The sequence below is a fragment of the Denitrovibrio acetiphilus DSM 12809 genome (assembly GCF_000025725.1).
Lineage (GTDB): Bacteria > Chrysiogenota > Deferribacteres > Deferribacterales > Geovibrionaceae > Denitrovibrio > Denitrovibrio acetiphilus.
In genome coordinates, this window is sequence record NC_013943.1 from 2,048,928 (window position 1) to 2,071,820 (window position 22,893).

21 protein-coding genes are annotated in these 22,893 nt (G+C 41.8%); 16 read left to right on the top strand and 5 right to left on the bottom strand.

Annotation, left to right across the window (positions count from 1 at the left end; genetic code table 11):
• Positions 1-222 precede the first annotated feature (222 nt).
• On the bottom strand, positions 223-741 hold the full coding sequence (locus DACET_RS09805; RefSeq protein WP_041230307.1) for a nitroreductase family protein: 519 nt from the start codon (positions 739-741) through the stop codon (positions 223-225).
• A gap of 162 nt (positions 742-903) precedes the next feature.
• Here DACET_RS09805 and DACET_RS09810 point away from each other — a divergent pair, with 162 nt between their 5' ends.
• Both DACET_RS09810 and DACET_RS09815 read left to right on the top strand, forming a co-directional pair.
• Complete coding sequence (locus tag DACET_RS09810) at positions 904-1,236, top strand: winged helix-turn-helix transcriptional regulator (protein ID WP_013011220.1); 333 nt, start codon at positions 904-906, stop codon at positions 1,234-1,236.
• A gap of 225 nt (positions 1,237-1,461) precedes the next feature.
• Positions 1,462-2,343: a YitT family protein gene (locus DACET_RS09815; protein WP_013011221.1), complete on the top strand. Its 882-nt coding sequence runs from the start codon at positions 1,462-1,464 to the stop codon at positions 2,341-2,343.
• Here the strand turns inward: DACET_RS09815 and DACET_RS09820 are convergent.
• Positions 2,340-2,792 carry a MerR family transcriptional regulator gene (locus tag DACET_RS09820; protein ID WP_013011222.1) on the bottom strand — a complete coding sequence of 151 codons (453 nt, stop codon included), beginning with the start codon at positions 2,790-2,792 and terminating at the stop codon, positions 2,340-2,342. The genes DACET_RS09815 and DACET_RS09820 overlap by 4 nt on opposite strands.
• A 281-nt stretch (positions 2,793-3,073) precedes the next feature.
• On the opposite strand from DACET_RS09820, the gene DACET_RS09825 reads away from it, so the two are divergent.
• The gene (locus DACET_RS09825) at positions 3,074-5,560 is read left to right on the top strand and encodes a heavy metal translocating P-type ATPase (RefSeq protein WP_013011223.1); all 2,487 of its coding nucleotides are present in this window, start codon (positions 3,074-3,076) and stop codon (positions 5,558-5,560) included.
• A 43-nt stretch (positions 5,561-5,603) separates the two neighbouring features.
• Here the strand turns inward: DACET_RS09825 and DACET_RS09830 are convergent, their stop codons facing one another.
• Positions 5,604-6,428 (bottom strand): MerR family transcriptional regulator, encoded by an 825-nt coding sequence (locus DACET_RS09830; protein ID WP_013011224.1) that lies wholly within the window; start codon positions 6,426-6,428, stop codon positions 5,604-5,606.
• 274 nt (positions 6,429-6,702) lie between these two features.
• On the opposite strand from DACET_RS09830, the gene DACET_RS09835 reads away from it, so the two are divergent.
• From DACET_RS09835 to DACET_RS09855, 5 genes are all read left to right on the top strand, one after another.
• A complete protein-coding gene (locus tag DACET_RS09835) occupies positions 6,703-7,221 on the top strand; it encodes a cytochrome c3 family protein (RefSeq protein ID WP_013011225.1) in 519 nt (172 codons plus the stop codon).
• An 18-nt stretch (positions 7,222-7,239) separates the two neighbouring features.
• A complete protein-coding gene (locus tag DACET_RS09840; protein ID WP_013011226.1) occupies positions 7,240-8,871 on the top strand; it encodes an FAD-dependent oxidoreductase in 1,632 nt (543 codons plus the stop codon).
• Positions 8,872-8,913: 42 nt separating this feature from the next.
• Complete coding sequence (locus DACET_RS09845) at positions 8,914-10,158, top strand: OprD family outer membrane porin (RefSeq protein WP_013011227.1); 1,245 nt, start codon at positions 8,914-8,916, stop codon at positions 10,156-10,158.
• Between the two features lie 550 nt (positions 10,159-10,708).
• A complete protein-coding gene (locus DACET_RS09850) occupies positions 10,709-11,068 on the top strand; it encodes a ferritin family protein (RefSeq protein ID WP_013011228.1) in 360 nt (119 codons plus the stop codon).
• 15 nt (positions 11,069-11,083) lie between these two features.
• Positions 11,084-11,884 (top strand): family 1 encapsulin nanocompartment shell protein, encoded by an 801-nt coding sequence (locus DACET_RS09855; RefSeq protein WP_013011229.1) that lies wholly within the window; start codon positions 11,084-11,086, stop codon positions 11,882-11,884.
• Between the two features lie 50 nt (positions 11,885-11,934).
• Here DACET_RS09855 and DACET_RS09860 read toward each other — a convergent pair whose 3' ends face one another.
• Entirely contained in the window at positions 11,935-12,993 is a 1,059-nt protein-coding gene (locus DACET_RS09860; protein ID WP_013011230.1) for a type II asparaginase, read from the bottom strand.
• A gap of 319 nt (positions 12,994-13,312) precedes the next feature.
• On the opposite strand from DACET_RS09860, the gene thrS reads away from it, so the two are divergent.
• From thrS to rplT, 4 genes are read left to right on the top strand one after another with little or no spacing between them, the layout of a single operon-like run.
• Entirely contained in the window at positions 13,313-15,226 is a 1,914-nt protein-coding gene (thrS, locus tag DACET_RS09865; protein ID WP_013011231.1) for a threonine--tRNA ligase, read from the top strand.
• Positions 15,227-15,229: 3 nt separating this feature from the next.
• The gene (gene infC / locus DACET_RS09870) at positions 15,230-15,784 is read left to right on the top strand and encodes a translation initiation factor IF-3 (RefSeq protein ID WP_013011232.1); all 555 of its coding nucleotides are present in this window, start codon (positions 15,230-15,232) and stop codon (positions 15,782-15,784) included.
• 16 nt (positions 15,785-15,800) lie between these two features.
• Positions 15,801-15,998: a 50S ribosomal protein L35 gene (rpmI, locus tag DACET_RS09875; RefSeq protein ID WP_013011233.1), complete on the top strand. Its 198-nt coding sequence runs from the start codon at positions 15,801-15,803 to the stop codon at positions 15,996-15,998.
• A gap of 16 nt (positions 15,999-16,014) precedes the next feature.
• Positions 16,015-16,362, top strand: coding sequence for a 50S ribosomal protein L20 (gene rplT / locus DACET_RS09880; RefSeq protein WP_013011234.1), 348 nt, complete (start codon positions 16,015-16,017; stop codon positions 16,360-16,362).
• A 476-nt stretch (positions 16,363-16,838) separates the two neighbouring features.
• Here rplT and DACET_RS09885 read toward each other — a convergent pair whose 3' ends face one another.
• Positions 16,839-17,276, bottom strand: coding sequence for an EF-hand domain-containing protein (locus DACET_RS09885; RefSeq protein WP_013011235.1), 438 nt, complete (start codon positions 17,274-17,276; stop codon positions 16,839-16,841).
• A gap of 372 nt (positions 17,277-17,648) precedes the next feature.
• On the opposite strand from DACET_RS09885, the gene pheS reads away from it, so the two are divergent.
• The 4 genes from pheS to DACET_RS09905 all read left to right on the top strand — a co-directional run bounded on the left by pheS (position 17,649) and on the right by DACET_RS09905 (position 22,883).
• Positions 17,649-18,662: a phenylalanine--tRNA ligase subunit alpha gene (pheS, locus tag DACET_RS09890; RefSeq protein ID WP_013011236.1), complete on the top strand. Its 1,014-nt coding sequence runs from the start codon at positions 17,649-17,651 to the stop codon at positions 18,660-18,662.
• Between the two features lie 12 nt (positions 18,663-18,674).
• Complete coding sequence (pheT, locus tag DACET_RS09895) at positions 18,675-21,044, top strand: phenylalanine--tRNA ligase subunit beta (RefSeq protein WP_013011237.1); 2,370 nt, start codon at positions 18,675-18,677, stop codon at positions 21,042-21,044.
• A gap of 224 nt (positions 21,045-21,268) precedes the next feature.
• Positions 21,269-21,709 (top strand): DUF2318 domain-containing protein, encoded by a 441-nt coding sequence (locus DACET_RS09900; RefSeq protein ID WP_013011238.1) that lies wholly within the window; start codon positions 21,269-21,271, stop codon positions 21,707-21,709.
• 10 nt (positions 21,710-21,719) lie between these two features.
• Positions 21,720-22,883: an ABC transporter permease gene (locus DACET_RS09905; RefSeq protein WP_013011239.1), complete on the top strand. Its 1,164-nt coding sequence runs from the start codon at positions 21,720-21,722 to the stop codon at positions 22,881-22,883.
• Positions 22,884-22,893 lie beyond the last annotated feature (10 nt).

Here is a 22,893-nt window from a genome sequence, read left to right on the forward strand (position 1 = left end):
ACTGTATCTTTAAAAAATAAGGGAACTATGAAAATACTAGATTCAGCGAAAATCTCAACAAACAATTAGAATTTAATTTAATTAAGAAAAGTTTTTTGGGTATATCAACTGCTGTATACCCATTTCATCAGCGGTTTGTATACGAATCATATATGATTGGTAAATTGCCGCAGAAACAGGTATACACCAGAATAATATTTTCACAACAGTCGGTGATCCTTTCTAAAAGGAGTTCATGAACACTGTCTCAGTTATTGCCAGCCGGCTGGAGTGCTTCGGGCTTGGCTTGCTTGATTCAGCCGGATATCCAACGGGGAAAAGAGCCACAGGAACTATATTTGCAGGTATTTTAAAAGCGTTTCGAATCTTTTCAGGATCGAAATGCCCTACCCATGTACTCCCCAGCCCGAGATTTGTCACCTCCAGCATCATCTGTGTAGCTACAATAGAGGCATCTACCTCTCCCATATCTTTATTATCAAAAGACCGCTTCCAGCTCACTTCACTGTCATAACACACAAGCAGCGCCAGAGGTGCATTAAAATGATATGGAGTGCAGTCTCTGAACTTATCCAGACTTTCATCCGAGCTTATAACAAGTATGCGCTGGGGCTGATAATTAACAGCAGTTGGAGCCAGCCTGCCCGCTTCGAGAATAGAATCAATCTTCTCCTGCTCAACTTTTCTCTCACTGAATTTCCTGACAGAGTACCTATCTTTTGCCAATTCTAAAAAATCCATCATGCATCCTCCTTAATTCATACAGAGCTGCCGTCTGCAATAGCATGCAGAGCCATCAGACAACTCTTGTTTTTTATCTTCATTGTTATTATGCTTAAAATGGTTTAAAAAGATAGTATGCACTTTTATGTAATATACTAACCAAAAAGAGAGTTAAGATCAATGAAGACACTTTGCCGGACAAAAAAAGCACCTTTCGAATATACCGTATCTATAATAGGCGGTAAGTGGAAAACCAGAATTATTTATGAACTTGGGTGCGAGCTTATCCTGAGATATGGAGAACTTAAGAAAAATATCCCGTATATCACACATAAAATGCTCAGTGCCCAGCTTAAAGAGCTGGAAAAAGACGGAATCATCATTCGTAAAGAATATCCGCAGATCCCTCCTAAAGTGGAATATTCACTTTCAGACAAAGGACTTTCGCTTTTGCCCATCATTGACGAAATGTGCCGCTGGGGGAGAGAAAACGCAATGGCAAAGCAGCCATAAATAAGCTTCGGACGCTCTGTTTTTTTTGCAGTGAAATAGCAAGTACCGATTTTCAGAGTGTTGCCGTAAACACCGTAACTCTACGGTTTATCAGGAAAATTTTACAAACAACTATTCGACTCCGGTTGACCTGAAAACAAATTATATATATTATTCATATCACTAAGCCAAAAAGACTAAACCATCTGACCCAAAATGAATATATACGAGTATAAGGAAACATTAATGAAATCATCACTAATCAGCCATTTTCTGCTGCTCTTTGCAGGTATGCTTTATGCATCCGCTCTGAAATACTTCGTATTACCTTCTAAAGTTATACTCACCGGAACAGAAGGTATAGCAACTGGTTTATCATACTACTACGACAGCTACACCCTATTCATCGTGCTCTATGTGTGTTTTCAATTTTTTCTTATCTCATTTGCATTTATAAAAGTCGGAATGGTTTTTGCATATCGCACACTAATAGTGGTCGCAACGGTAATTACAGCGCTTGCCTTCCTGCCGGAATTGCAATTCGCACAACCTGAACCACAAAACGAAAGAATAATACTCGTTATCTTCGGCGGTCTTCTTGCCGGCGTGGCAAAAGCTCTTGCGTTTAAAAACAGAGGTTCTTCAGGCGATGAAGATATACTCGGGGCTTATTTTGCAATGAAATACCTTAAACCTGTGGGCTTTATCGCTATATTCGCAGCTATCTTTTCCACAGGATTCGGACTGTTGATGGAACTGCTTAAATACGGGAATTATGAATCAATTGTAAACACTCTCATGTATACATCCATATACATATTTGTCTCCACAGAGGTTTTGAATAACTTTTATAAAAAATTCAAGCTCTCTATGCTCTCTGTAATGACCAAAAACCGTGAAGCAGTGGCGGATAAGATAAAAAGCCTGTCTGCCCACAGAACATACACTCTGCAACAAGGGACAGGAGGCTACTCGGGTGAAAGTTTCTGGATAATTAAAACGATAGTCACCCACGAGGAGCTGCCCCTTTTTATAAATTCAATAAAAGAGACTGACCCGTCTTCATTCTATTTCCATAACGATCTGGAAGGTGTCTCTCAGGGGTACTACATATCTCCCATAGGCTAAGTGCGCTGCTTTTCACCGGAAACTGCCGTACATTTATGGTTCAGGTTACAGCACAGTAGCCCGTTGTTCAGCTGCTTCATTATTGGACACAACGTTCCGTCCAGCCCGCCGTCACAGCGTTCTTTAAGCCCTTCAAGGCTGCTCTTCAGGCTTTCAAGGGATTTTATCTGTTCTTCCATCTCTTTGATATGGTTCTCCAGCAGTTCTGTCACCCATGTGCAGTCCTTATGAGGGTGCTCACGAAAAACAAGAAGCTCTTTTATTTCATTAAGCATCATACCATGCCTGCGGCAGTGCATAATAAATTCAAGACGTTCCTGGTCGTCCTTGCCGTAGACTCTGTAGTTCCCGTCTGTTCTGTCAGGAGTTTTAAGCAGCCCTTCTTTTTCATAGTACCTTATAGTAACGACTTTACACCCTGTCTTTTTTGAAAGTTCCCCTATTTTCATAACCATTCCTTACGTTTTTTGCTACATAAACACTATAATAACTATAAGGTTCAAATTTGTCAAAACTCCAACCAGACAAAAGCGTATAAAAATAATCATTGTCCCGGCGATAGTTTTTCAAAAGTCTGCTAAACAATATTTTTCTATACCAATTTAACAAACAGCTCAAAAAATATTTTTCTCGTAAAACTCCTTGACTCTATAGTTACTATAGGTTCTATGTTGCCAGCATATAGAAAATATTAAAGATACTTTTTTCAAGAAAACCCAAGGAGCAAGAGATGAATAACAGAAACTTTGCCGTAGCACCTTCGGAGACAAAAGAGCAGTGTTCATGCTGTTCAAGCTGTCATGAAGTGCCGGAACATATATATCAGGAACAACCGGAAGAAATCTCATCGTCCAGAGCAGTCTATATCATTGCAAATATGTGCTGTCCTGTTGAAGAAGCACTCATACGCAAAAAACTGTCTGGTATCACCGAAATAACCGAGATGAAATTTAATCTCATGAAACGTATGCTTACAATTGATCATGAACTCACTGATACAACCTGTATAGAAGAGGCACTACACTCCATCAACATGGCTCCTCAACCTGTTTCTCAGAGTAATGAATCAGTTTCTGTGTTCTCTGTGGCTGGGATGTGCTGCCCTGCTGAAGAAGGTCTTATTAAAACTAAACTTCTCCCCATGACCGGAGTTACAGGGCTGGAATTTAACCTTATGAAACGCACAATGAAAGTCCGGCACTCGCCTGCTGCTCTGCCCGAAATCTCAAAGGCTCTGCACTCTCTTAATATGGGCGCTGAGCTTATAAACGATAATAATGAAGAGACAAACGACCTCAAAGCTCCGGAAACCCAATGGGGAAAGATAGCCGCAGCAGGTATTTTGGCAGTATTTTCAGAGATATTTGAGTTAATGCACGACTGGGGAAGTACCCCTTTGGGGTTCGATATCAACAACTGGTCGCCTTGGGGCGTTAATGTAATCAGCTACCTGCCTATGATACTCGCAGTAATCGCTATCATTCTGGGCGGTTTCTCAACTTATAAAAAGGGGTGGATAGCTGTTAAAAACATGAGGCTTAACATCAACGCCCTCATGTCTGTTGCTGTTACAGGAGCCGCTATCATTGGACAATATCCTGAAGCTGCTATGGTTATGGTTCTTTTCAACCTGTCAGAAGTGATAGAGGCAAAGGCGCTGGACCGTGCAAGAAACGCAATAAAAAACCTGATGGCTCTCGCTCCGGAAACTATCACTGTACTTCAGGAAGACGGTACATGGGCTGAAGTTGACATCCGAGAAGTTGCCATAGGGGCAAATGTCCGTGTTAAACCTGGAGAACGCATCGGGCTGGACGGCGTTATCACAGACGGGCACTCAGCAGTAAATCAGGCACCGATAACAGGGGAAAGCATACCTGTTGAAAAATCTGCCGGAGACACGGTCTTTGCCGGAACGATAAACGAATCCGGTTCATTCAGATTTCAGGTAACAGCCGGAGCAACAGACTCTGCAATCGCGCGCATCATTCATGCTGTTGAAGAGGCGCAGGGCTCCAGAGCACCTATTCAGCGTTTTATAGATATTTTTGCTAAATATTATACACCGGCGGTTTTTATAGCAGCATTCCTCATAGCCGTCATACCGCCTATCCTCATGGGGCATGAATGGATCCCGTCTATATACACAGCACTCGTTATTCTGGTTATCGGATGCCCATGTGCACTTGTTATATCAACCCCTGTTACTATCGTAAGCGGACTTGCCGCTGCCACTAAGGCGGGTATCCTTATAAAAGGCGGAATATTTCTGGAACAGGGACGTAAGCTGGAGTGGCTTGCCCTTGACAAAACAGGCACTATCACAAACGGAAAGCCTAAACAAACTGACTTTGTCCTCACAGGGAGCCTTGACCGGACAAAAGCCGTAAGCATGGCAGCGAGTATTGCAGGCAGGTCAGATCACCCTGTTTCAAGAGCTATTGCAGACAATGCAAAGGAAAATAATATAACACTGACCGACGTGAGAGATTTCAAAGCAATCCCCGGTCGTGGAGTCAGCGGCATTATTAATGAACAAAAATGGTATCTGGGTAACAAAAACCTTATAAAAGAGATACTGAAATGCCCTCCGGAGCTGGAAGAAAAGATTATAACACTGGAAAAGCGGGGAAAAACCATCGTTGCATTTTTCAACAATGCAGAAGTTCAGGTTCTGTTCGCAGTTGAAGACACTGTAAAAAACACCAGCGCACAGGCAATAAGTATGCTTAAAAAGGCGGGTGTCAAAACTCTTATGCTCACCGGAGATAACGAACACGCTGCAAAAGCAATTGCAGAACAGGTAGGCGTTGACAGCTTCAGAAGCGGTCTTCTGCCTGAGGATAAGCTTAACGTCATAAAAGAACTCGGCAAATCAGGTAAAGTCGGCATGGTTGGCGACGGGATCAATGATGCCCCCGCTCTGGCGAAAGCTGACATAGGTTTTGCTATGGCTGCGGCAGGAACAGATACCGCCATCGAAACAGCCGATGTTGCACTGATGGATGACGACCTGAGGAAAATACCTCACTTTATAAAACTATCCAAAGCAAGCTTTGGAATCCTAGTCCAGAATATAACTTTTGCACTGGGCATTAAGGCTGTCTTCTTCACTCTGACACTCATGGGGGCGGCAACTATGTGGATGGCTGTTCTCGCTGATGTGGGAGCCAGTATGCTTGTCATAGCCAACGGACTTCGGGCAATGCACAAATAACGACAGACGCTATGAGCCGAAGACACAAAACTCCGGGCAAAAATCATTCGATAGGGATCCAATATTCGTAATATAAATTACCTTTAGGGATATCAGGATCAAGAAAATACTCTTGGTCAATAAATAATTGGGTCCCAAACATATCACCATTAACGATATAATTATTCTGTTTTATGTAATCCATCATTAAGCGGGTTGATGCTAATCTGCTTTCTTTTGTAATAGTAAACGCCTGTATCGTGTACAAACATTTCCTTGGCTTTAAACGCTTAGATAGTCCTGCCTGTTCAAATTTCTGAACGTCGACCAAAGATGCTTGTACACCATATCCATGATATCGGGACAGTGAGTCCTTTTGAATCAAATCTTCTTGTTTGACTAAAACACATAGCTTTACTTCCGGAAAGTTTTTCAACCACTTAGAAATTAATTCAGACAGCGCATAGTTTTGATATATATTTTTATTATGCTGATTTATCAAATAAATAAATTCCGGGTTTTCTGTAACGGTAAATGTATTCAATTTGCTTGGAATTGATTCGATCTTCTTTCGGCAATTTGCCAAAGTTTGGCTGATACGCAATAACCTTTCAGATTCTTTAACCAGCTCAAGTTCTTTATCAGCCATTCGTTGACCAATATTGTTTATAGTCCCCTCAGTCATGATCTCAGTTATCTCTTTGACAGAAAAATCTGCCGACCTAAGAAAAGCACATTTCGCAAGAAGCTTAAGATGCTGAACCGTATAATATCTATAATTATTCTCAGGGTCTCTTTCAGGGACAAGAATCCCTTCTTTCTCGTAATAGCGGATGGCTTCAGTAGTGCAGTCGAAAAGTTTTGCAATATCGTTTATCTTCAATTTCATGCTTTTGATCCGTAATTAAAATAATATGCAAATTGCAGTAAAAACACCCTTGACTATAAAGCCACTTTATACCTTAGATTTCTTTTTAAAGCTAGCTTTTCTATTAAATATGTACCTAAAGCAAAGAGCTGATGTGCTTTGACTGGGTACGCAGGAAATACGAAAAATACAATTGTTTAATTATTTTTTCGTGCCTTAAGAACCGTTTTGCAATTTAGTCAACTAATTTGCAAATCTGGAGAAAACGGAATAATGCTTACAGGAGATGGATTTTATGAGGCTAACAAAAGTTTTTATTGTAATGTCATCAGTAACGTTACTAGCTTTGCTATTAACTTCAGCTGCTATTGCAAGTCCAAAAAACAAGAATCTGGAAGATCCGGAATATTGCAAAACCTGCCACGTCATTGAACCATATTATAATTCACTTTATTCAGGTGACTTACTTGCTCAAGCACATGGTGATGCTGGTCTTACTTGTGCAGATTGTCATGAGGAGTATATCGCAAATGGTGTATCAAAAAAGGATTCTTCCAGCAAACTAAGAAAACGTGATTTTGGCGACGACTTTTGTCTTAGATGTCACGACAAAGAAGAAGTTGACAAGGAAGTTGTCTTCCCATTTGGAAAAGGAAAAGTTCGACCACATTCTCAACACGTTGGAGAGCTCAATTGCTCAACATGTCACAGCATGCATAGCAAATCCGACCTTTTATGCGCTAAATGTCATGTTCAGCCATGGATGAAAACTCTGCCAAAACGTTGGAGTGAACCAGTCAAAACCGAGCAGTAATATAATTGAGAGGTTAAAATGGATCCTAAAGATAAAAAACTAACTGATGTGTCAAGAAGAGGTTTTTTAAAAACAAGTGCTGTAGCTGCCCTTGGTGCCGCTTCCGCTTGCGTGGTTGGCGGACTTCCATCTAAAGCAGATGCAAAACAGCAAGCTTCTGACTGTATCGACTTTGAAAAAGCTCCTGAACCTATTCCTGCATCTAAGATAAAAGAGACTGTTACAACTGATGTTGTGGTAGTTGGTGCTGGGATTTCAGGAATTATGGCGTGTAAATCTGCTCAGGAGGCAGGAGCAAAAGTCATAGTGCTGCAAAAGGGGCCTGTTGTCATGTGCCATGGTAATACTTTTGGTGCTATAGATTCAAAACTACAGAAAGAAAAAAACATACATATTAACAAAATGAAAGCCATCAACGAGTTTAATTACCAAAGTTTGAACAAGCCTAAATTTGAATTACTAAAATTATGGGCTGATCACAGTGGTGAGACACTTGACTGGGCTAATGATATCACAAAAAGAACAGCAAACTCTTCTGCTTTTTTTATGCATTGGGCAGGTTCGCCATCTGGTGAAAGCGGTGGTAAATATTGGTTCAATTCTTTCTCTACAGGACACAAATGGAAAGGCGGAATGATGGAAGCCATCAATATAATTGCTGAAGCTGCAATTAAAGAGGGTGTTGAGTTCCGTTTTTATACACCTGGTGTTCAACTTGTTAGAAATAAAAAAGGGCGAGTGACCGGTGTTATTGCTAAACATGAAAAAACCGGTGAATATAAACAATTTAACGCCAAAAAAGGAGTAATCCTTTGTACTGGGGACTATAGCAACAACCCTGATATGCTTGCGAAATATTGTCCCAGTGCCGTAGGCCTAGGCAACTACTATACACCCAGAACCAATACGGGGGATGGTCACCTTATGGGAATGTGGGCTGGTGCTGCCATGGAGCAAGGACCACATACTAAGATGGCACATGTACACTCCACACTTGACTTCGCAGATGGAGATGCGCCCGGTCGTGGTCTGCCTTGGCTCGCAGTTCAAAAAGAAGGTAAACGTCTTTGTAATGAGGATATTCCTTTTTACCTTATGGGGAACCAGACCCTTAATGCTCAAAATCCGGATGGCTATTACTATAATATTCTCGACGCTGACTGGGAAGAAAACATTAAACAATTTCCTCCAAGAGTTACAAGTCCGATCAACCGTCAGTTGTTTGAAGACGCTCTTAAAAAAGGCCGCATCGTTAAAGCTGACACTTTAGAAGAACTTGCACACAAATTGAATCTCCCTGCAGGTCCTCTTAAAAAGACAATTGAAAGATACAACGAGCTTGTAGACAAAGGCGTTGATGAAGATTTTGGTAAAATTGCTATAGATTTATCTTACATCAAAAAAGCACCTTTTTACGGTATACCAAGACAATGCTGTGTTTCAGTAGTCCTCGGTGGGCTCAACATAAATACTGAAATGCAAGTTCTTGATAAAGAAGCAAAAGTCATAGACGGGCTTTATGCCGCAGGTAATACTTCTGGTGGTTTCTTTGGTGGAGCGAATGATTATCCATTCCCTATCATAGCCATTAGCGTGGGTCGCGCTGCAACTTTTGGACGTCTTGCAGGCAAACATGCTGCTAAGTCCTAGATTTATGTTGATAAAATTAACTTATATAAACGGAGATTTAAAATGAGAACACTCAAGATACACAAAGTATTAGCAATATTAATAATTTTTCTCTTTAGCATGTATGCTGATGCTGCTACAACATTAAAGGAAGCATTTACAGAAGGAACACTGAAAGGGGAACTGAGTACTCTCTTTTTCAGCAGAGACTACGACGGAAAAACACAAGACAAAGAAGACTTCGCTGGAGGTACAGCACTATATTTTCATACAGCACCATTACACGGTCTTAGTGCCGGTCTTGCTTATGTTTCAGGTAACGATCTTGGAAGTGATGATAACAAAGCAGTATATGGCGGTTTGCTCGCAGATAATAATGGTAAACACGATAGTTTTTCACGTCTTCAAGAGTATTACATCCAAGCGGATTATTTTAACACTAATGTAAAGCTTGGTGCACATGAGATTTTTACTCCATTTGCACACATCGACCCTATTCGTCTTCAGAAAAGAACTTTCAAAGGACTTTCTGTTGTCAACAAAAGTATTCCTAACCTTACACTCGACTTACACTATCTCACTGGCTATGTTGATTATTCTGATTCGAATTTCAAAAATGTGGCAGAAATACGTGAAGTGAGAGACCTTGATGATGACAAAAGACTCCTTATTCTGGGTGCCCGATATCATTTACCAACAGAGGCTGTCAACTCTACTCTTCAAGCTTGGTACTACGACCTAGAAGATGTGTATAACCAAACATATTTGAAAGCATCTGTTGAAAAGAAAGTAGGCGATTACACTTTCCATATAATGCCATCAGCTCTTTACCAGAAAGCTTCTGGAGATGAGATTGCCGGTGATGTCAAAACTGAACAGTATGGTTTTAATACTGGCGTAAGAGCCTATGGAGCATTGCTCAGAGCATTCTTTGCCAGCACAGGCGAAAATGATCTTATTGCTAACTACGGTGACGAAAAAGCGTTCATTATGCAAGCGAACAACTCCCGTAGAGCAGATGAAGATGCGTATGGTATTAAGCTTGATTATGATTTTGGCTATGTAGGTATAAAGGGTCTTACTACTTATGCCACATATGGGATCTTCGACACACCAGAGTCAGGAACAAATGCTTCTTCTGATGCCACAGAAATCGATTTCAGCATTAAATACAAGTTTCATGGATTTCTTGAAGGTGTCACTGCCAGAGCAAGATATGCAATAGTTGATATGAAAGATTCTGATGACTATAACGACTTCAGATTTTATCTGACATTTAAATTTGGAGGACCCAAACCAAAAAAATAACTGAAAATTAAACCAGATAGTTGAATGCTTGCTTACAAGGCAGGCATTCAACTTATTTCAAAACAATTTAATACGTTAAATGTTTTGTAAAATATTATATATAGTCCTGACTATGTGTAGTATTTGTATTTTTCCTCCTGTTTGTGGGGAGCCCCCAACAACTCCCCACTTTATAAAAACCACAATTAAATTCTATGTAAGAATCACATTGCACCCTTTATCCAAGTTGAATATCTCAATTGAGTCTTAATAAATAAATCGTTCCCCCCCAAAAGACACATACAAATGATAAATCCATGAGTATTTAAAAGCTTTAAGACGAGTATAGCCCTGCTGTGTTAATTAGTAATAATTAATCAGACGCATAAACCATCAAGCTGTCGGAACATACGTTTTCTCTTCGTTCTGTTATAAAAAACTACGTCACAGCTTTTGATATTTTTTATCTATAGATAATTTAAACAAAATAAGTGCTGGTAAAAAAGCATTATGAGGACTAGAATATAATTATGTTGTCCTGAAGGACAGTAAAAAATATTAGGAGGATTCAATGCCTGATTTTGGAAACCCTTTCAGTGGATTAAAAAGTGACAGAAAGCTCACGGACAAAGAGCTTATCAGAGCAATCAGATTCATGGTTGCAGCAGAGTACGAAGCCATCCAGCTCTACCAGCAGCTAGCTGAATCGACTGATAATAAGCTTGCTCAGCAGGTGCTTATTGACATCGCAGATGAAGAAAAAGTCCACGCAGGAGAATTTCTCCGGCTTTTAAAAGAACTTGATCCGGAAGAAGAAAAATTTTATCAGCAAGGCTATGCAGAAGTAGAAGAGGAATTTCTCTCTGGTGCTACTTCAGAAGATGCTGACAATTCAGGAGACTTAAGCATAGGCAGTCTCAAAAAGAAGTAAACCAAGGAGGTTTATATGAACTTACTCAGAAAAGATTTCGCTCCTATAGGCTCCGCCGCATGGGACGAAATTAATACTATAGCAAAAGAAACACTTAAGGCTAACCTCTCAGCAAGGAGATTTGCTGACGTTGAAGGTCCATACGGTATCAATTTTGCCGCTGTTAACCTCGGCAGACTCAAAATCTCAGATAACAAATCGCCAAAAGATGTTGTTTACGGCGTCAATACCGTACTCCCCCTTGTTGAAGCCAGAATCAATTTTTCTCTTGATATATGGGAGCTGGATAATATAGACAGAGGCGCTAAAGACATAGCACTCGATGACCTCGCCGAAGCAGCTAGAAAAATGGCAGACTTTGAAGAAAACGCTGTTTATAACGGCTTCAAAGACAGTGGAATAGTCGGACTTAATCAGGTTGCAGCCAAAAACAGAATTAACATGACACTTGACAAAGACAATCTCGTTGACGCCATAAGTGAGGCACAGGGGCGCATGAGGAAAGAAGGCATCGCATCTGGTGCAAACCTTGTTGTAAATCCCGCTCTCTGGCAATTTCTCGCACACGTTGTTCCAGGCGGGACACTGGGCGACACTGTCAGACGTCAGATCAAAGGCGATATTATTTACTCAGAGACTGTTGATGGTGCTTTGCTGGTTGCCGACAGAGAGGGCGACGTAGAGCTCACTACAGGGCAGGATTTTGCTATAGGCTACCACAGCCACGATGCATCGAAAGTTAACCTTTTCCTTACAGAATCTTTTACATTCAGAGTTATCACTCCTGAAGCTGTTATCGGCTTCAGCCTGAAATAAATAACCCTAATAAAAAAAGCCGACAGTTTTGCTGCCGGCTTTTTTGTTATCTAGTACTCGTCAAAATATCTTTGAATTACTTCCGGATCACTCGTTTTAGTAAGAGCCACCATCAGTAGAATTCTTGATTTTGCTGGGTTTAATGAGTTGGCATAAAGACCAACGCGACCGGATTTCTTAGGAGTAATTATTCCGTTGTTCACCCTGGAAGACTGAACAAATACAACTCCCGCTTTCTGTGCATCTTTGCCTGCCAGCTTTGTTGCGTCAGACAGAGAACCGTTACCTGATCCGGCAGAGACTATACCTTTAGCACCGGCTTTTACAGCAGCGTCATAAAATACCCCATCGTCACTCTGATGAGAATAAATAATATCAACTCTTGGAAGTTCCTTTATTTTACTGATATCGAACTCAGAATTAAACGTATGTTTCTTGGTTATCTGATTCCAAAAATAAATTTTACCGCCAGCAATAGCTCCAAGATAACCTTGTTCGTGAGACTTGAATGTATCAGTCATAGTAGTGTTTGTTTTACTAACAAAACGCGCAGAACCAATCCGGTCATTCATAAGGATGTAAGCCCCCCTCCCTTTTGCTTCTTTGGATGAAGCAAGGAGAACAGCATTGTACAGGTTCATCGGTCCGTCAGCACTGATAGCAGTTGCAGGACGCATAGCCCCGACCACAACCACTGGTTTATCGCTTTTCACAACGAGATTAAGGAAATATGCTGTCTCTTCCAGAGTATCTGTTCCGTGAGTTATTACGACTCCGTCAACGTCTTTGGATGAAAGCAGTTCATTAACCCGTTTGCCAAGCTGAAGCAGAATTTCATTAGTCATATTCGGGCTTGCAGTATTACAAACCTGCTCTCCGCTAACCTCTGCAAGCTCCTTTATCTCAGGAACCGCATTGATCAGAGTCTCCACACCAATAGTTCCTGCTTTATAACCGGTTGTATTAGTTTGTGAAGCCGCAGACCCTGCAATAGTTCCACCTGTCGCGAGAATAACAACTTTCGGCAAATCTGCTGAATAAGCATTTGCTGCTGTGAAGCATAATAAAATAACCAAAGACAACAGTTTCATTAAACAATTTCTTCTCATCTCAACAACCTCCATATATTTCAAAAATTTATTAGAATATATTATTTATATAAATAATACCTTGATATGTCAATTTTTTATTACAGAAATCAGAAAACAGCAATATTGCCACACACACAAAACTGATCATTAGGCAGTCATTCCAAAATCAACAAGCACCACTCACTTTATTCAACTCACCCCACCCTTATAAAGAGAGGAGCCCGCTTGACAAATAGAGAGAAAATCAGTATATTTTTATGCTAATAACAAAGCCGAAGCCAGACTTCGGCATTTTTTTACTCAGCTGTTTGTAGAAGCTGAGAATGGAGAAAAATAAATGAATGTATTGCTTCCAGATGGCGCCAAACTGGAAATTCAAGATGGCGCAACAGCATACGATGTGGCAAAACAAATAAGCGTCGGTCTCGCTAAAAAAGCTATTGCAGCAGAGATTAACGGAACATCAAAAGATATTTACGCTGAGCTCAGCGATGGCGATACAGTTAAACTTATAACGGAAAAAGACCCGGAGGCTCTGGACATCATCAGACACTCCACAGCTCACCTTATGGCGCACGCTGTAAAAAGGCTTTTTGATGATGTAAAAGTTACTATTGGTCCGATCATAAAAGATGGCTTTTATTATGACTTTGACATGGGCGACAGAAAATTTACTCCGGATGATCTCAAAGCCATAGAAAAGATGATGGCAAAAATAGCAGCAGAGGCTATCCCTGTTAAACGCAGAGACGTCAAATCTTCTGATGCACTTAAAGAATTTGCCGATGAGAAGTATAAAGTCGAGCTCATCACAGACATAGGTGACGAGCATGTATCTCTTTATGATCAGGGAGACTTTACAGACCTTTGCCGCGGGCCTCACGTGGACAACACAAAGCGACTGAAACATTTTAAACTGCTCTCTGTAGCCGGTGCATACTGGCGAGGGAACGAAAATAATAAAATGCTTCAGCGCATATACGGCACAAGCTGGCAAACAAAAGAAGACCTTGATGCTTACCTGAACATGCTGGAAGAAGCTGAGAAACGTGACCACCGGAAAATAGGCAAACAGCTCAAGCTTTTCACATTCAGCGAAGAGGCAGGCGCAGGCTTCCCGATATATCTTCCGAACGGCGGGGCACTGCGTAACGTACTGGAAACATACGAAAAACAGGAACACATTAAACGCGGATACGACATAGTTTACGGACCATCAATCCTCAAGCAGGATCTCTGGAAAAAATCAGGACACTATGACAACTATCGCGAAAATATGTATTTCACAAAAATAGACGATGTAGACTATGGCGTAAAACCGATGAACTGCCTTGCACACATGATGGTGTTCAACTCCGACATACGCAGTTATCGTGACCTGCCGCAAAGATATTTTGAACTCGGCACAGTGCACAGACACGAAAAATCAGGTGTTCTGCACGGTCTGCTCCGTGTGCGTGCGTTCACACAGGACGATGCACACCTTTTCTGCACTCCGGAACAGCTCAACGATGAAATAATAGGCATAATCGATTTTGTTGATGAGGTTATGGGCAAGTTCGGCTTTGAATACGAAATAGAGGTTTCCACCAAACCTGAAAAATACATAGGGTCTGATGACAACTGGGAAAAAGCAACCAATGCACTCTTCGAGGCACTTAAAACCAAAGGGCTTGAGTATGAGATAAACGAAGGCGACGGTGCTTTTTACGGTCCAAAAATCGACATCAAACTGAAAGACGCAATCGGACGCTACTGGCAATGTGCCACAATTCAGGCTGACTTTAATCTGCCTGAAAAGTTTGACCTTAACTACATAGGCGAGGATGGACAAAAGCACAGACCTGTCATGCTGCACAGAGTTATACTCGGCTCAGTTGACAGATTTATCGGAGTTCTGACGGAACATTTTGCGGGGGCTTTCCCTGTCTGGGTAGCACCAAAACAGGTTCGTGTCATTAACATCACTGATGGTCAGCTGGACTATTGTAAAGCTCTGGTACAAAAGCTTAAAGCTGAAGGCTTCCGAGTGGATTCCGACCTGCGCAACGAAAAAGTCGGATTTAAAATCCGTGAAGCTCAGATGGAAAAAATACCTCATATGTTAATAATAGGACAAAACGAGGTGGACAAAGAGCTTGTTTCTGTTAGACTGCGTAACGGAGAAAATAAAAATGAGCTTGATTTTTCCACCTATCTTGGTGTATTAACAGAGCTTGATAAAAATAAATCTCTTAAACTTTGGAGGTGACCTATAAGAGGCGGTAAGTTTACACCTGCTCCGCAGGATAAGGAGCGGATTAACGAGAAGATACCTCACAGCGAGGTAAGGCTGATTTTGGATGATGGTACACAACACGGCGTATGCAGTATGACGGAAGCACGCGCACTCGCAGACCAGGCAGGTCTGGATCTAGTGGAGATCGCCCCAACAGCGAAACCGCCGGTATGTAGGGTCATGGACTATAGCAAGTTCAAATTTGAGAAGAACAAAAAAGACCGTGAAGCACGTAAAAAACAGCGTGCCAATCAGGTTGACACGAAGGAAGTTAAATTCAGACCCAAGATCGAAGAACATGATTACGAAGTTAAGATGAAGAATGTTAAAAAATTCCTCTCTGCCGGCGATAAGGTGAAGGTTGTCCTTCGCTATCGCGGACGCGAAATGATGTTCCAAGAGATGGGGCTGCAATTGCTCAATAGAATCAAAGACGATATCGAGGGTCTCGGTACCGTCGACAAAAAACCCGAGATGCAGGGTCGACAGCAGATTATGATGGTTTCACCTGTTAATACTGCTGGAAACTAATTAAAGGAGTTTTCGAATGCCGAAAATGAAAACCCATAAGGGTTCCGCTAAAAGGTTTAAAATTACCGGAAGCGGAAAAGTGAAAGCGAAGAAAAGCGGACTGAGGCACATCCTCACCTCCAAGTCCACTAAACGCAAGCGCGCTCTGCGCCACCCTAGCATCCTTCAAGGCAAAGACGCTCAGAACGTCAAAAAAATGATGCCTTATGCTTAACAGAAGGAGATAGGAAATGCCAAGAGCTAAAGGCGGGTTTAAAACCCGCAGAAGACGGAAAGAATGGCTGAAAAAAGCCAAAGGATTTAGAGGTCAGATCAACAACGTGTACAAAAAGACACGTGAACAGGTCGAAAGATCTCTGGAAACTGCCTATGTGGGCAGGAAACAGAAGAAACGTGACTACAGGAAACTGTGGATCATCCGTATCAACGCAGCAGCACGCCAGCATGGCATGAGCTACAGCGTTTTTATGGGCGCACTTAAGCAGAAAGGCATAGAAGTGGACAGAAAGATCCTCTCAGACATGGCTATCAATCACCCTGCTGAGTTCGAACAACTCTGCAAGCAGGTTAAGGCTTAATAACACAAAAGGCGATCCACACGGGTCGCCTTTTTTTATGCGGTCGAAGACAAAACGCCACACATTTATGCGTGGATGAGTGAGCTGCCCACAGCTTTAGAACTTATAAGTCATTTCGAGGAATGTAATGACGAAGCAATCTCAGGATTATTGAGCCCAGAGACTGCTAAAGCCCTGCGGGCTTCGCAGTGACGTATTTTGCATATGCTCTAGCTGTGACAACGAAGTTGTAACTTAGTGTGTTAAGCACGTGCGAAGCAATAGAACCACGGGTTTACCCGGGGGGAATCTATTCATAAATGCAAACTTATTAACTGGCTGATATCCAAATTCGTCATATTTTTACTGTGGCATTTCACATATAGCATTAAATCAAAATTGCTTACTTTAGCGTCCTTAGGTTTCCTGTTTTAAATAAAGGACAGCCAGCAAGGACTGCCCTTCTAAACTTTGCCGGAGTCATATGCTGCCCCCGTCTATGCAGTAGCGTTCACTTGTGTACCTGACTCACCTTTCACACTCATTTCACCATATGGTGAATACACTGCCTCAGTCTCTTCATCCACTTCGTCCTGTGCATCTTCCATTGCTTCTATAAGCGCGGCCTGTGTGTCGTCCTCGTCTGCCTCGTCAACTTGATCTGCTTCGTAAGCAGCCTGTTCCGAAGCGCTAATTTCACCATCGCCATCTTTGTCATACTGATCAAATTCAGACTTTGAAACTGTGTCACCTCCAATTGCATAAGACTGTGAAGTTTCAGCAGAAAGAGAAACAGAATCCATACTACCAGAACTCTTAACAGCAGAATCAGTCTCTTTTGTCGATTCAGAACTGTTACTTCCTTGCCCTTTTATAGTCAGTTCTGAAGATGTTTGAAGTTGTGAATAGGACATACCTATTGACGAAATACTCATATCGACCTCCTTGTCAGCATTTTTTGCCTGCATGTATTATCGGAGTAATATCCTACAACTTAAGATGCTGGCAAATAAGGAGAATATGCAGAAAACATGTATAAATTATGTATTTTTGAATTCACCAAAACTTCATTTATGATTTAAACAACTGGCATAACAGATTAAATATCAATAACTAAAAAAAGTAATTATGAAGAAATTCATTTTTTGCTGTTTATTAATGTAAATAACACTAAAAAAATATACAAAATCACCACAATTGATTTGCATTTTTTTCTAAAGTTCCTTTTAGCAAATTAACCATTGAATATAAAAGCCTATTCAAGTAAAACGTTATATTCAGGAAAATGACTAAAATCGGAGATAAATGTGGAACTGGACATCAGCAGTATCAAGGGGTATGAGCAGGAAATTGAAAAAGCCGCCACCTCTGAAGAACTTTATCAGATCAAAGTAAAATATCTGGGGAAAAAAGGTCTGATCAGCGGACTGAACAAACAGCTTAAAGACGTGCCGAACGAAGATAAAAAAGAATTCGGCATGAAGCTGGGAGAACTCAGAAACGGCTTTGAAGCTTTATTTAACAGTAAAGAAACAGAAATCGCAAAATCTGAACTAGATGCTAAACTTGAAAAAGAGGCGCTGGACATAACTATGGAAGGATTCCCCCTTTCAGCAGGTTCCCAGCACCCGATAATGTCTATATACTACGAAATTGCAGACATATTCGGCTCTATGGGCTTCGAAGTAGCCGTAGGACCGGAAGTTGAGCTTGACCGTTACAACTTTGAAATGCTGAATATCCCGCAGGAACATCCGGCAAGAGATATGCAGGATACATTCTATATATCAGATGAAGTAGTTATGCGTACTCACACCTCCCCTGTTCAGGCGAGAGTAATGGAGAGTAAAGAGCCCCCGATAAAGATAATTGCTCCGGGCAAAGTATACAGATGTGATTACGATATTACTCACACTCCTATGTTTCATCAGGTCGAGGGGCTTCTGGTTGATAAAAATGTTACTTTTGCAGACCTGAAAGGAACGCTCACAACATTCATTCAGCGCATGTTCGGCTCCGGTGTACCCGTACGTTTCCGCCCTAGCTTTTTCCCCTTCACCGAGCCCAGTGCAGAGGTGGATATGGGATGTACTATCTGCGGTTCTAAAGGGTGCCGTGTATGCAAAGGGACAGGTTGGATAGAAATCCTAGGTTCCGGTATGTGTAACGACGAGCTTTACCGACACGCTGGATACGAACCCGGCATTTACTCCGGATTTGCCTTTGGTATGGGAATAGAACGTATCGCAATGCTGAAATACGGCATAGGCGACCTTCGCTCATTCTTTGAAAATAACCTCAAATTCTTAAGGCAGTTCTAAGGGGGTATGTAAATGAAAGTAAGTTTAAACTGGTTAAATAAATTTGTAGAAGTAGCCGACCTTGACCCTAATGATATAGCTGAGAAGCTCACCATGTGCGGTCTGGAAGTTGATGCTGTTGAACACCTCGCCCCCCTCGACAATGTGGTTGTTGCGAAGGTCAAATCATGTGTAAAGCATCCGGATGCCGACAAGCTTTCTCTCTGCGAAGTCTTCGACGGAACAGAAACTTATCAGGTTGTATGCGGTGCACCAAATGTTGCAGAAGGTCAGACAATAGTATTTGCAAAGATAGGCGCTGTCCTGCCGGGTAATTTCAAAATCAAAAAAGCCAAAATCAGAGGAACAGAATCTTCGGGTATGATATGTGCAGAAGATGAGATCGGACTTTCAGAAAATCATGACGGAATAATGGTTCTGGATGACTCTCTCGAACCGGGAATGCCCGTAAACGAGCTTTTCGGACTGCCGGATACTGTACTGGAAATAGGTATCACACCTAACCGCGCAGATTGCCTGAGCATCATAGGCTATGCCCATGAGATTGCAGCCCTCTATAACCGTAAACTCAAAAAAAATGAGTACAAACTAAACGAAACAGACGAGCCTGCCGGTAATTACGGCGGTGTTGAAATAAAAAATAAAAAAGCGTGCCCTACTTATCTGGGGCGTGTCATCAAAGATGTAACTATCAAACCATCTCCGCTCTGGATGCAGAACAGACTGCGTGCCGTGGGGGTACGTCCCATCAGCAACGTTGTAGACATTACAAACTATGTGCTGTTCGAGTACGGCCAGCCTCTGCACACTTTCGACCTGAAAGAGATAGATGGCAGGATCATCATCCGTAACGCTGAAAATGGTGAAAAATTGATTACGCTTGATGAGAAAGAACGTGTATTCAACGAAAACATGCTCCTTATCACAGACGAAAAAAAATCTCTTGCGATAGCTGGTGTTATGGGTGGAGAACACTCAGGGATCAGCAAAGACACAAAAGATGTCTTTCTTGAGTGTGCATACTTCGAGCCGAAACAGACACGCATGACAGCAAGAAAACTCGGCATGCAGACAGATGCTTCATATCGCTACGAAAGGGGCATTGACCCGGTTAACACAAAAGAGATGTGCGAATACGCAGCATATCTTATTCAGGAGCTATGCGGAGGGAAAGTATGCAAAGGCGTTCTGGGTGAGGTTAACGACCCCGAGCCAATAACATTCACTGTAAATGCAGACTGGATTAACAGCTACCTGGGGACAGACGTCTCCCTTGACCAGATGGTGCAGATACTGGATGGTCTGAACATGAACCCTGTTGTAAATAGCCGTGACATAACAATCACATCACCTTCATACAGAGTGGACATAATAACAAGACAGGATATAGCGGAAGAGATAGCCAGAATGTACGGATATAACAACATCCCTACGACTCTGCCTAAAATTGATGCCGACTCAATGCCTATGCAGCCATTACTTGCCACACGCAGGTTTCTGGCACAGAAGCTCAAAACCCTCGGTTTCAATGAAGCTATCAACTATTCATTTATGAAAGCTGATTTTCTTAAGCTGTTTGACAGTGAGGAGAAGTTTGTAAAACTCATAAATCCTATATCTGAAGACATGAATACCATGCGTACACAGGTTTTCCCAGGCCTTCTGGCAACGATAAGATACAACCTGAACAACGGATTCAAACAAGCACGTTTCTTTGAGTTTGCATCAAGTTTCATCAAAACTGAAGACAAACTTCCTGAACAGAGAATGCTTCTGGCGGCTGCTTCAGCTGGAGACTTCTGGGACGTAAGCTGGGCCGCTCCAAAGGGAACAGAACCTTTCTTTATGATGAAGGGAGTTCTTGAAAATCTCCTCGCACAATACAAAATCAAGGCTGAATTTACAAAAAGCAGCAGGCATTTTCTGCACCCAGGTAAGTCGGCAGAAGTTATAGTTAACGGCAAAAGCATAGGCTTTATCGGAGAGCTTCACCCTTTAACAGCAGAAGCTGCCGAACTTCGCGAACGTGTGACATTCTTTGAAATTGACATGCAGGATTTTGTAGATAATGCTGAGTTTGTATTCAAATTTGAATCTTTCAGTAAGTTCCCTTCAGTATACAAAGACATATCTGTTATTGTCGACACAGACACACCAACAGAAAAGCTGACTGAGTGCATAAAAAATACCAGCAAACTTGCTGAAGACGTGTCACTTTACGACGTCTATACAGGAAAAGGTATTGAAGAAGGGAAAGCAAGCCGAACATTCCGTGTGCTCTTCACAGCCGGCGACAGAACCCTTACAGACGAGGAGACAAACGGTATCCTTCAGAAGATGATTGATAACCTTGTAAAAGACTATGGAGCACAACTCAGATAAGCTCCGTCAATCCCTCTTCTGCTAACCCCGACATAATATCAAATATAAAGTCCGTCTCTCAAAGGCGGACTTTTTGATTATAGAATAGTCTACACTCGCTTCTGTCCTCTCTGAAGAATAGTCTCCAAACTACCCACTAATGAAATTATGTATCCATATACATCAACAACTTACAAACTGGCATTCACGTTGCTCATATAATAGAAAACATAACGGAGGAACAGATGAGAACCGTTTCAAAATTTATTGTACTAATGCTTCTTTTAACATTTATGTCCGCCTGCGGCGATGCTAAGGGCAAATATACAATGGTAACCCCAGAGAATGGAAAAATAACTATCCCTGTCAGCAGTGTTAATGACGGAGAGGCACATTATTATTCTGTGGAATCCAACGGGAAAGAGATCAAATTCTTCCTGCTTGAAGCTTCTGACGGCGTTATCAGAGCTGCATTTGATGCATGCGACGTCTGCTACAGAGAAAAGAAAGGGTACAGCCAGAACGGAGAATACATGATCTGCAATAACTGCGGTCAGAAATTTCACTCCAGCCGTATCAACGTTGTAAAAGGCGGATGCAACCCGTCCCCCCTCCACAGAACAGCAGTTGGTGAGAATATAGAGATAAACATGACAGCAATAGCCACCGGAGCGATGTACTTCTAAGGAAAATATCATGAACATTTTCACTATCCCTGTTCGTAATCTGAAAAGAAAACTGATGAGAACAAGCATACTTGTTGCAGTCTTTACAGTAGGAATCCTCTCTGTTGTGATGCTCTATAACGTTTCTGAAACTATAGGACACTCACTTGAAAAGAAGATGACAGAGTTCGGAGCCAATATATTGATTTATCCCAAGACTGACTCACTCAACGTCAGCTATGGCGGATTTTCGCTGGGAAACCTCTCGTACGAAGTGGAATATCTACCGGAAAAAGAGACCACAGAAGCAATACGAGGAATTGATTTAAACGGCAACATCAGCGCAGTCGCTCCCAAACTTATTGCGTTAACAAAGTTTAACGACCAAAACATGGCTGTGACTGGTGTGCTATGGGGAGAGGAAAAACGTATTAAAAGCTATTGGGCTGTCGATGGGAAAATGCCTGAAAGCCCGGAAGAAGCGATCATAGGTTATCGCGCAGCGGACCTCCTTGGTGTATCTATCAATACCCCCATTCAGATAGGCACCGGCACCGTAACTATAACAGGCATTCTTCAAAAAACCGGAACAGAAGACGACAACCTCGTATTCGCTGATCTACACGCCATTCAGCAATACACTGGTAAACAGAATTTAATTAATTTTGTTGAGGTTGCTGCGCTCTGTTCCGGCTGCCCCATCGGCGACATAGTTTCTCAGATTCAGGCTAAACTGCCGGACACAGACATAAACGCACTGCAAAATGTTGTAAAACAACGCATGACCACCATAAACTACGTAAAACGCATAGTCCTGCTGGTTAGCGGTGTGATACTCATTATCGCATGTTTTATGCTTTCTATGTTTATGCTTGCTTCTGTTAACGAACGTAAAAAGGAGATAGGTATATTGCGTGCTGTGGGGTATTCCAGCAGTAAGATATTTATTATATTCGGTTTCGAAGCGCTTCTGATAGGTATTCTGTCTGGCGTTCTCGGATATCTGGGCGGCTATTTCAGCAGCATGGAGCTTCTGAAAAGAGTAGACATCGCAGGTTCGGCAGACATAACTTTCGATCCTCTGGTAATGCTTGTTTCAGTGCTTTTTGTAGGACTGCTTTCCGTTGCATCTTCGGCAGTTCCAGCCCTTAAAGCAACAAAGATTCAGCCTACAGAAGTATTCAGCCAGATATAAGAGGTAATAA

What these genes read in the sequence shown, in the direction of transcription:
- DACET_RS09850 (WP_013011228.1), top strand. Translation starts at nt 10,709, where the DNA reads ATGCCTGATTTTGGAAACCCTTTCAGTGGATTAAAAAGTGACAGAAAG.
- thrS (WP_013011231.1), top strand. Translation starts at nt 13,313, where the DNA reads ATGAATGTATTGCTTCCAGATGGCGCCAAACTGGAAATTCAAGATGGC.
- DACET_RS09820 (WP_013011222.1), bottom strand. Translation starts at nt 2,792, where the DNA reads ATGAAAATAGGGGAACTTTCAAAAAAGACAGGGTGTAAAGTCGTTACT.
- DACET_RS09855 (WP_013011229.1), top strand. Translation starts at nt 11,084, where the DNA reads ATGAACTTACTCAGAAAAGATTTCGCTCCTATAGGCTCCGCCGCATGG.
- DACET_RS09805 (WP_041230307.1), bottom strand. Translation starts at nt 741, where the DNA reads ATGGATTTTTTAGAATTGGCAAAAGATAGGTACTCTGTCAGGAAATTC.
- DACET_RS09840 (WP_013011226.1), top strand. Translation starts at nt 7,240, where the DNA reads ATGGATCCTAAAGATAAAAAACTAACTGATGTGTCAAGAAGAGGTTTT.
- rplT (WP_013011234.1), top strand. Translation starts at nt 16,015, where the DNA reads ATGCCAAGAGCTAAAGGCGGGTTTAAAACCCGCAGAAGACGGAAAGAA.
- DACET_RS09815 (WP_013011221.1), top strand. Translation starts at nt 1,462, where the DNA reads ATGAAATCATCACTAATCAGCCATTTTCTGCTGCTCTTTGCAGGTATG.
- DACET_RS09835 (WP_013011225.1), top strand. Translation starts at nt 6,703, where the DNA reads ATGAGGCTAACAAAAGTTTTTATTGTAATGTCATCAGTAACGTTACTA.
- DACET_RS09900 (WP_013011238.1), top strand. Translation starts at nt 21,269, where the DNA reads ATGAGAACCGTTTCAAAATTTATTGTACTAATGCTTCTTTTAACATTT.
- DACET_RS09830 (WP_013011224.1), bottom strand. Translation starts at nt 6,428, where the DNA reads ATGAAATTGAAGATAAACGATATTGCAAAACTTTTCGACTGCACTACT.
- pheT (WP_013011237.1), top strand. Translation starts at nt 18,675, where the DNA reads ATGAAAGTAAGTTTAAACTGGTTAAATAAATTTGTAGAAGTAGCCGAC.
- DACET_RS09905 (WP_013011239.1), top strand. Translation starts at nt 21,720, where the DNA reads ATGAACATTTTCACTATCCCTGTTCGTAATCTGAAAAGAAAACTGATG.
- DACET_RS09860 (WP_013011230.1), bottom strand. Translation starts at nt 12,993, where the DNA reads ATGAGAAGAAATTGTTTAATGAAACTGTTGTCTTTGGTTATTTTATTA.
- DACET_RS09825 (WP_013011223.1), top strand. Translation starts at nt 3,074, where the DNA reads ATGAATAACAGAAACTTTGCCGTAGCACCTTCGGAGACAAAAGAGCAG.
- rpmI (WP_013011233.1), top strand. Translation starts at nt 15,801, where the DNA reads ATGCCGAAAATGAAAACCCATAAGGGTTCCGCTAAAAGGTTTAAAATT.
- DACET_RS09810 (WP_013011220.1), top strand. Translation starts at nt 904, where the DNA reads ATGAAGACACTTTGCCGGACAAAAAAAGCACCTTTCGAATATACCGTA.
- DACET_RS09885 (WP_013011235.1), bottom strand. Translation starts at nt 17,276, where the DNA reads ATGAGTATTTCGTCAATAGGTATGTCCTATTCACAACTTCAAACATCT.
- DACET_RS09845 (WP_013011227.1), top strand. Translation starts at nt 8,914, where the DNA reads ATGAGAACACTCAAGATACACAAAGTATTAGCAATATTAATAATTTTT.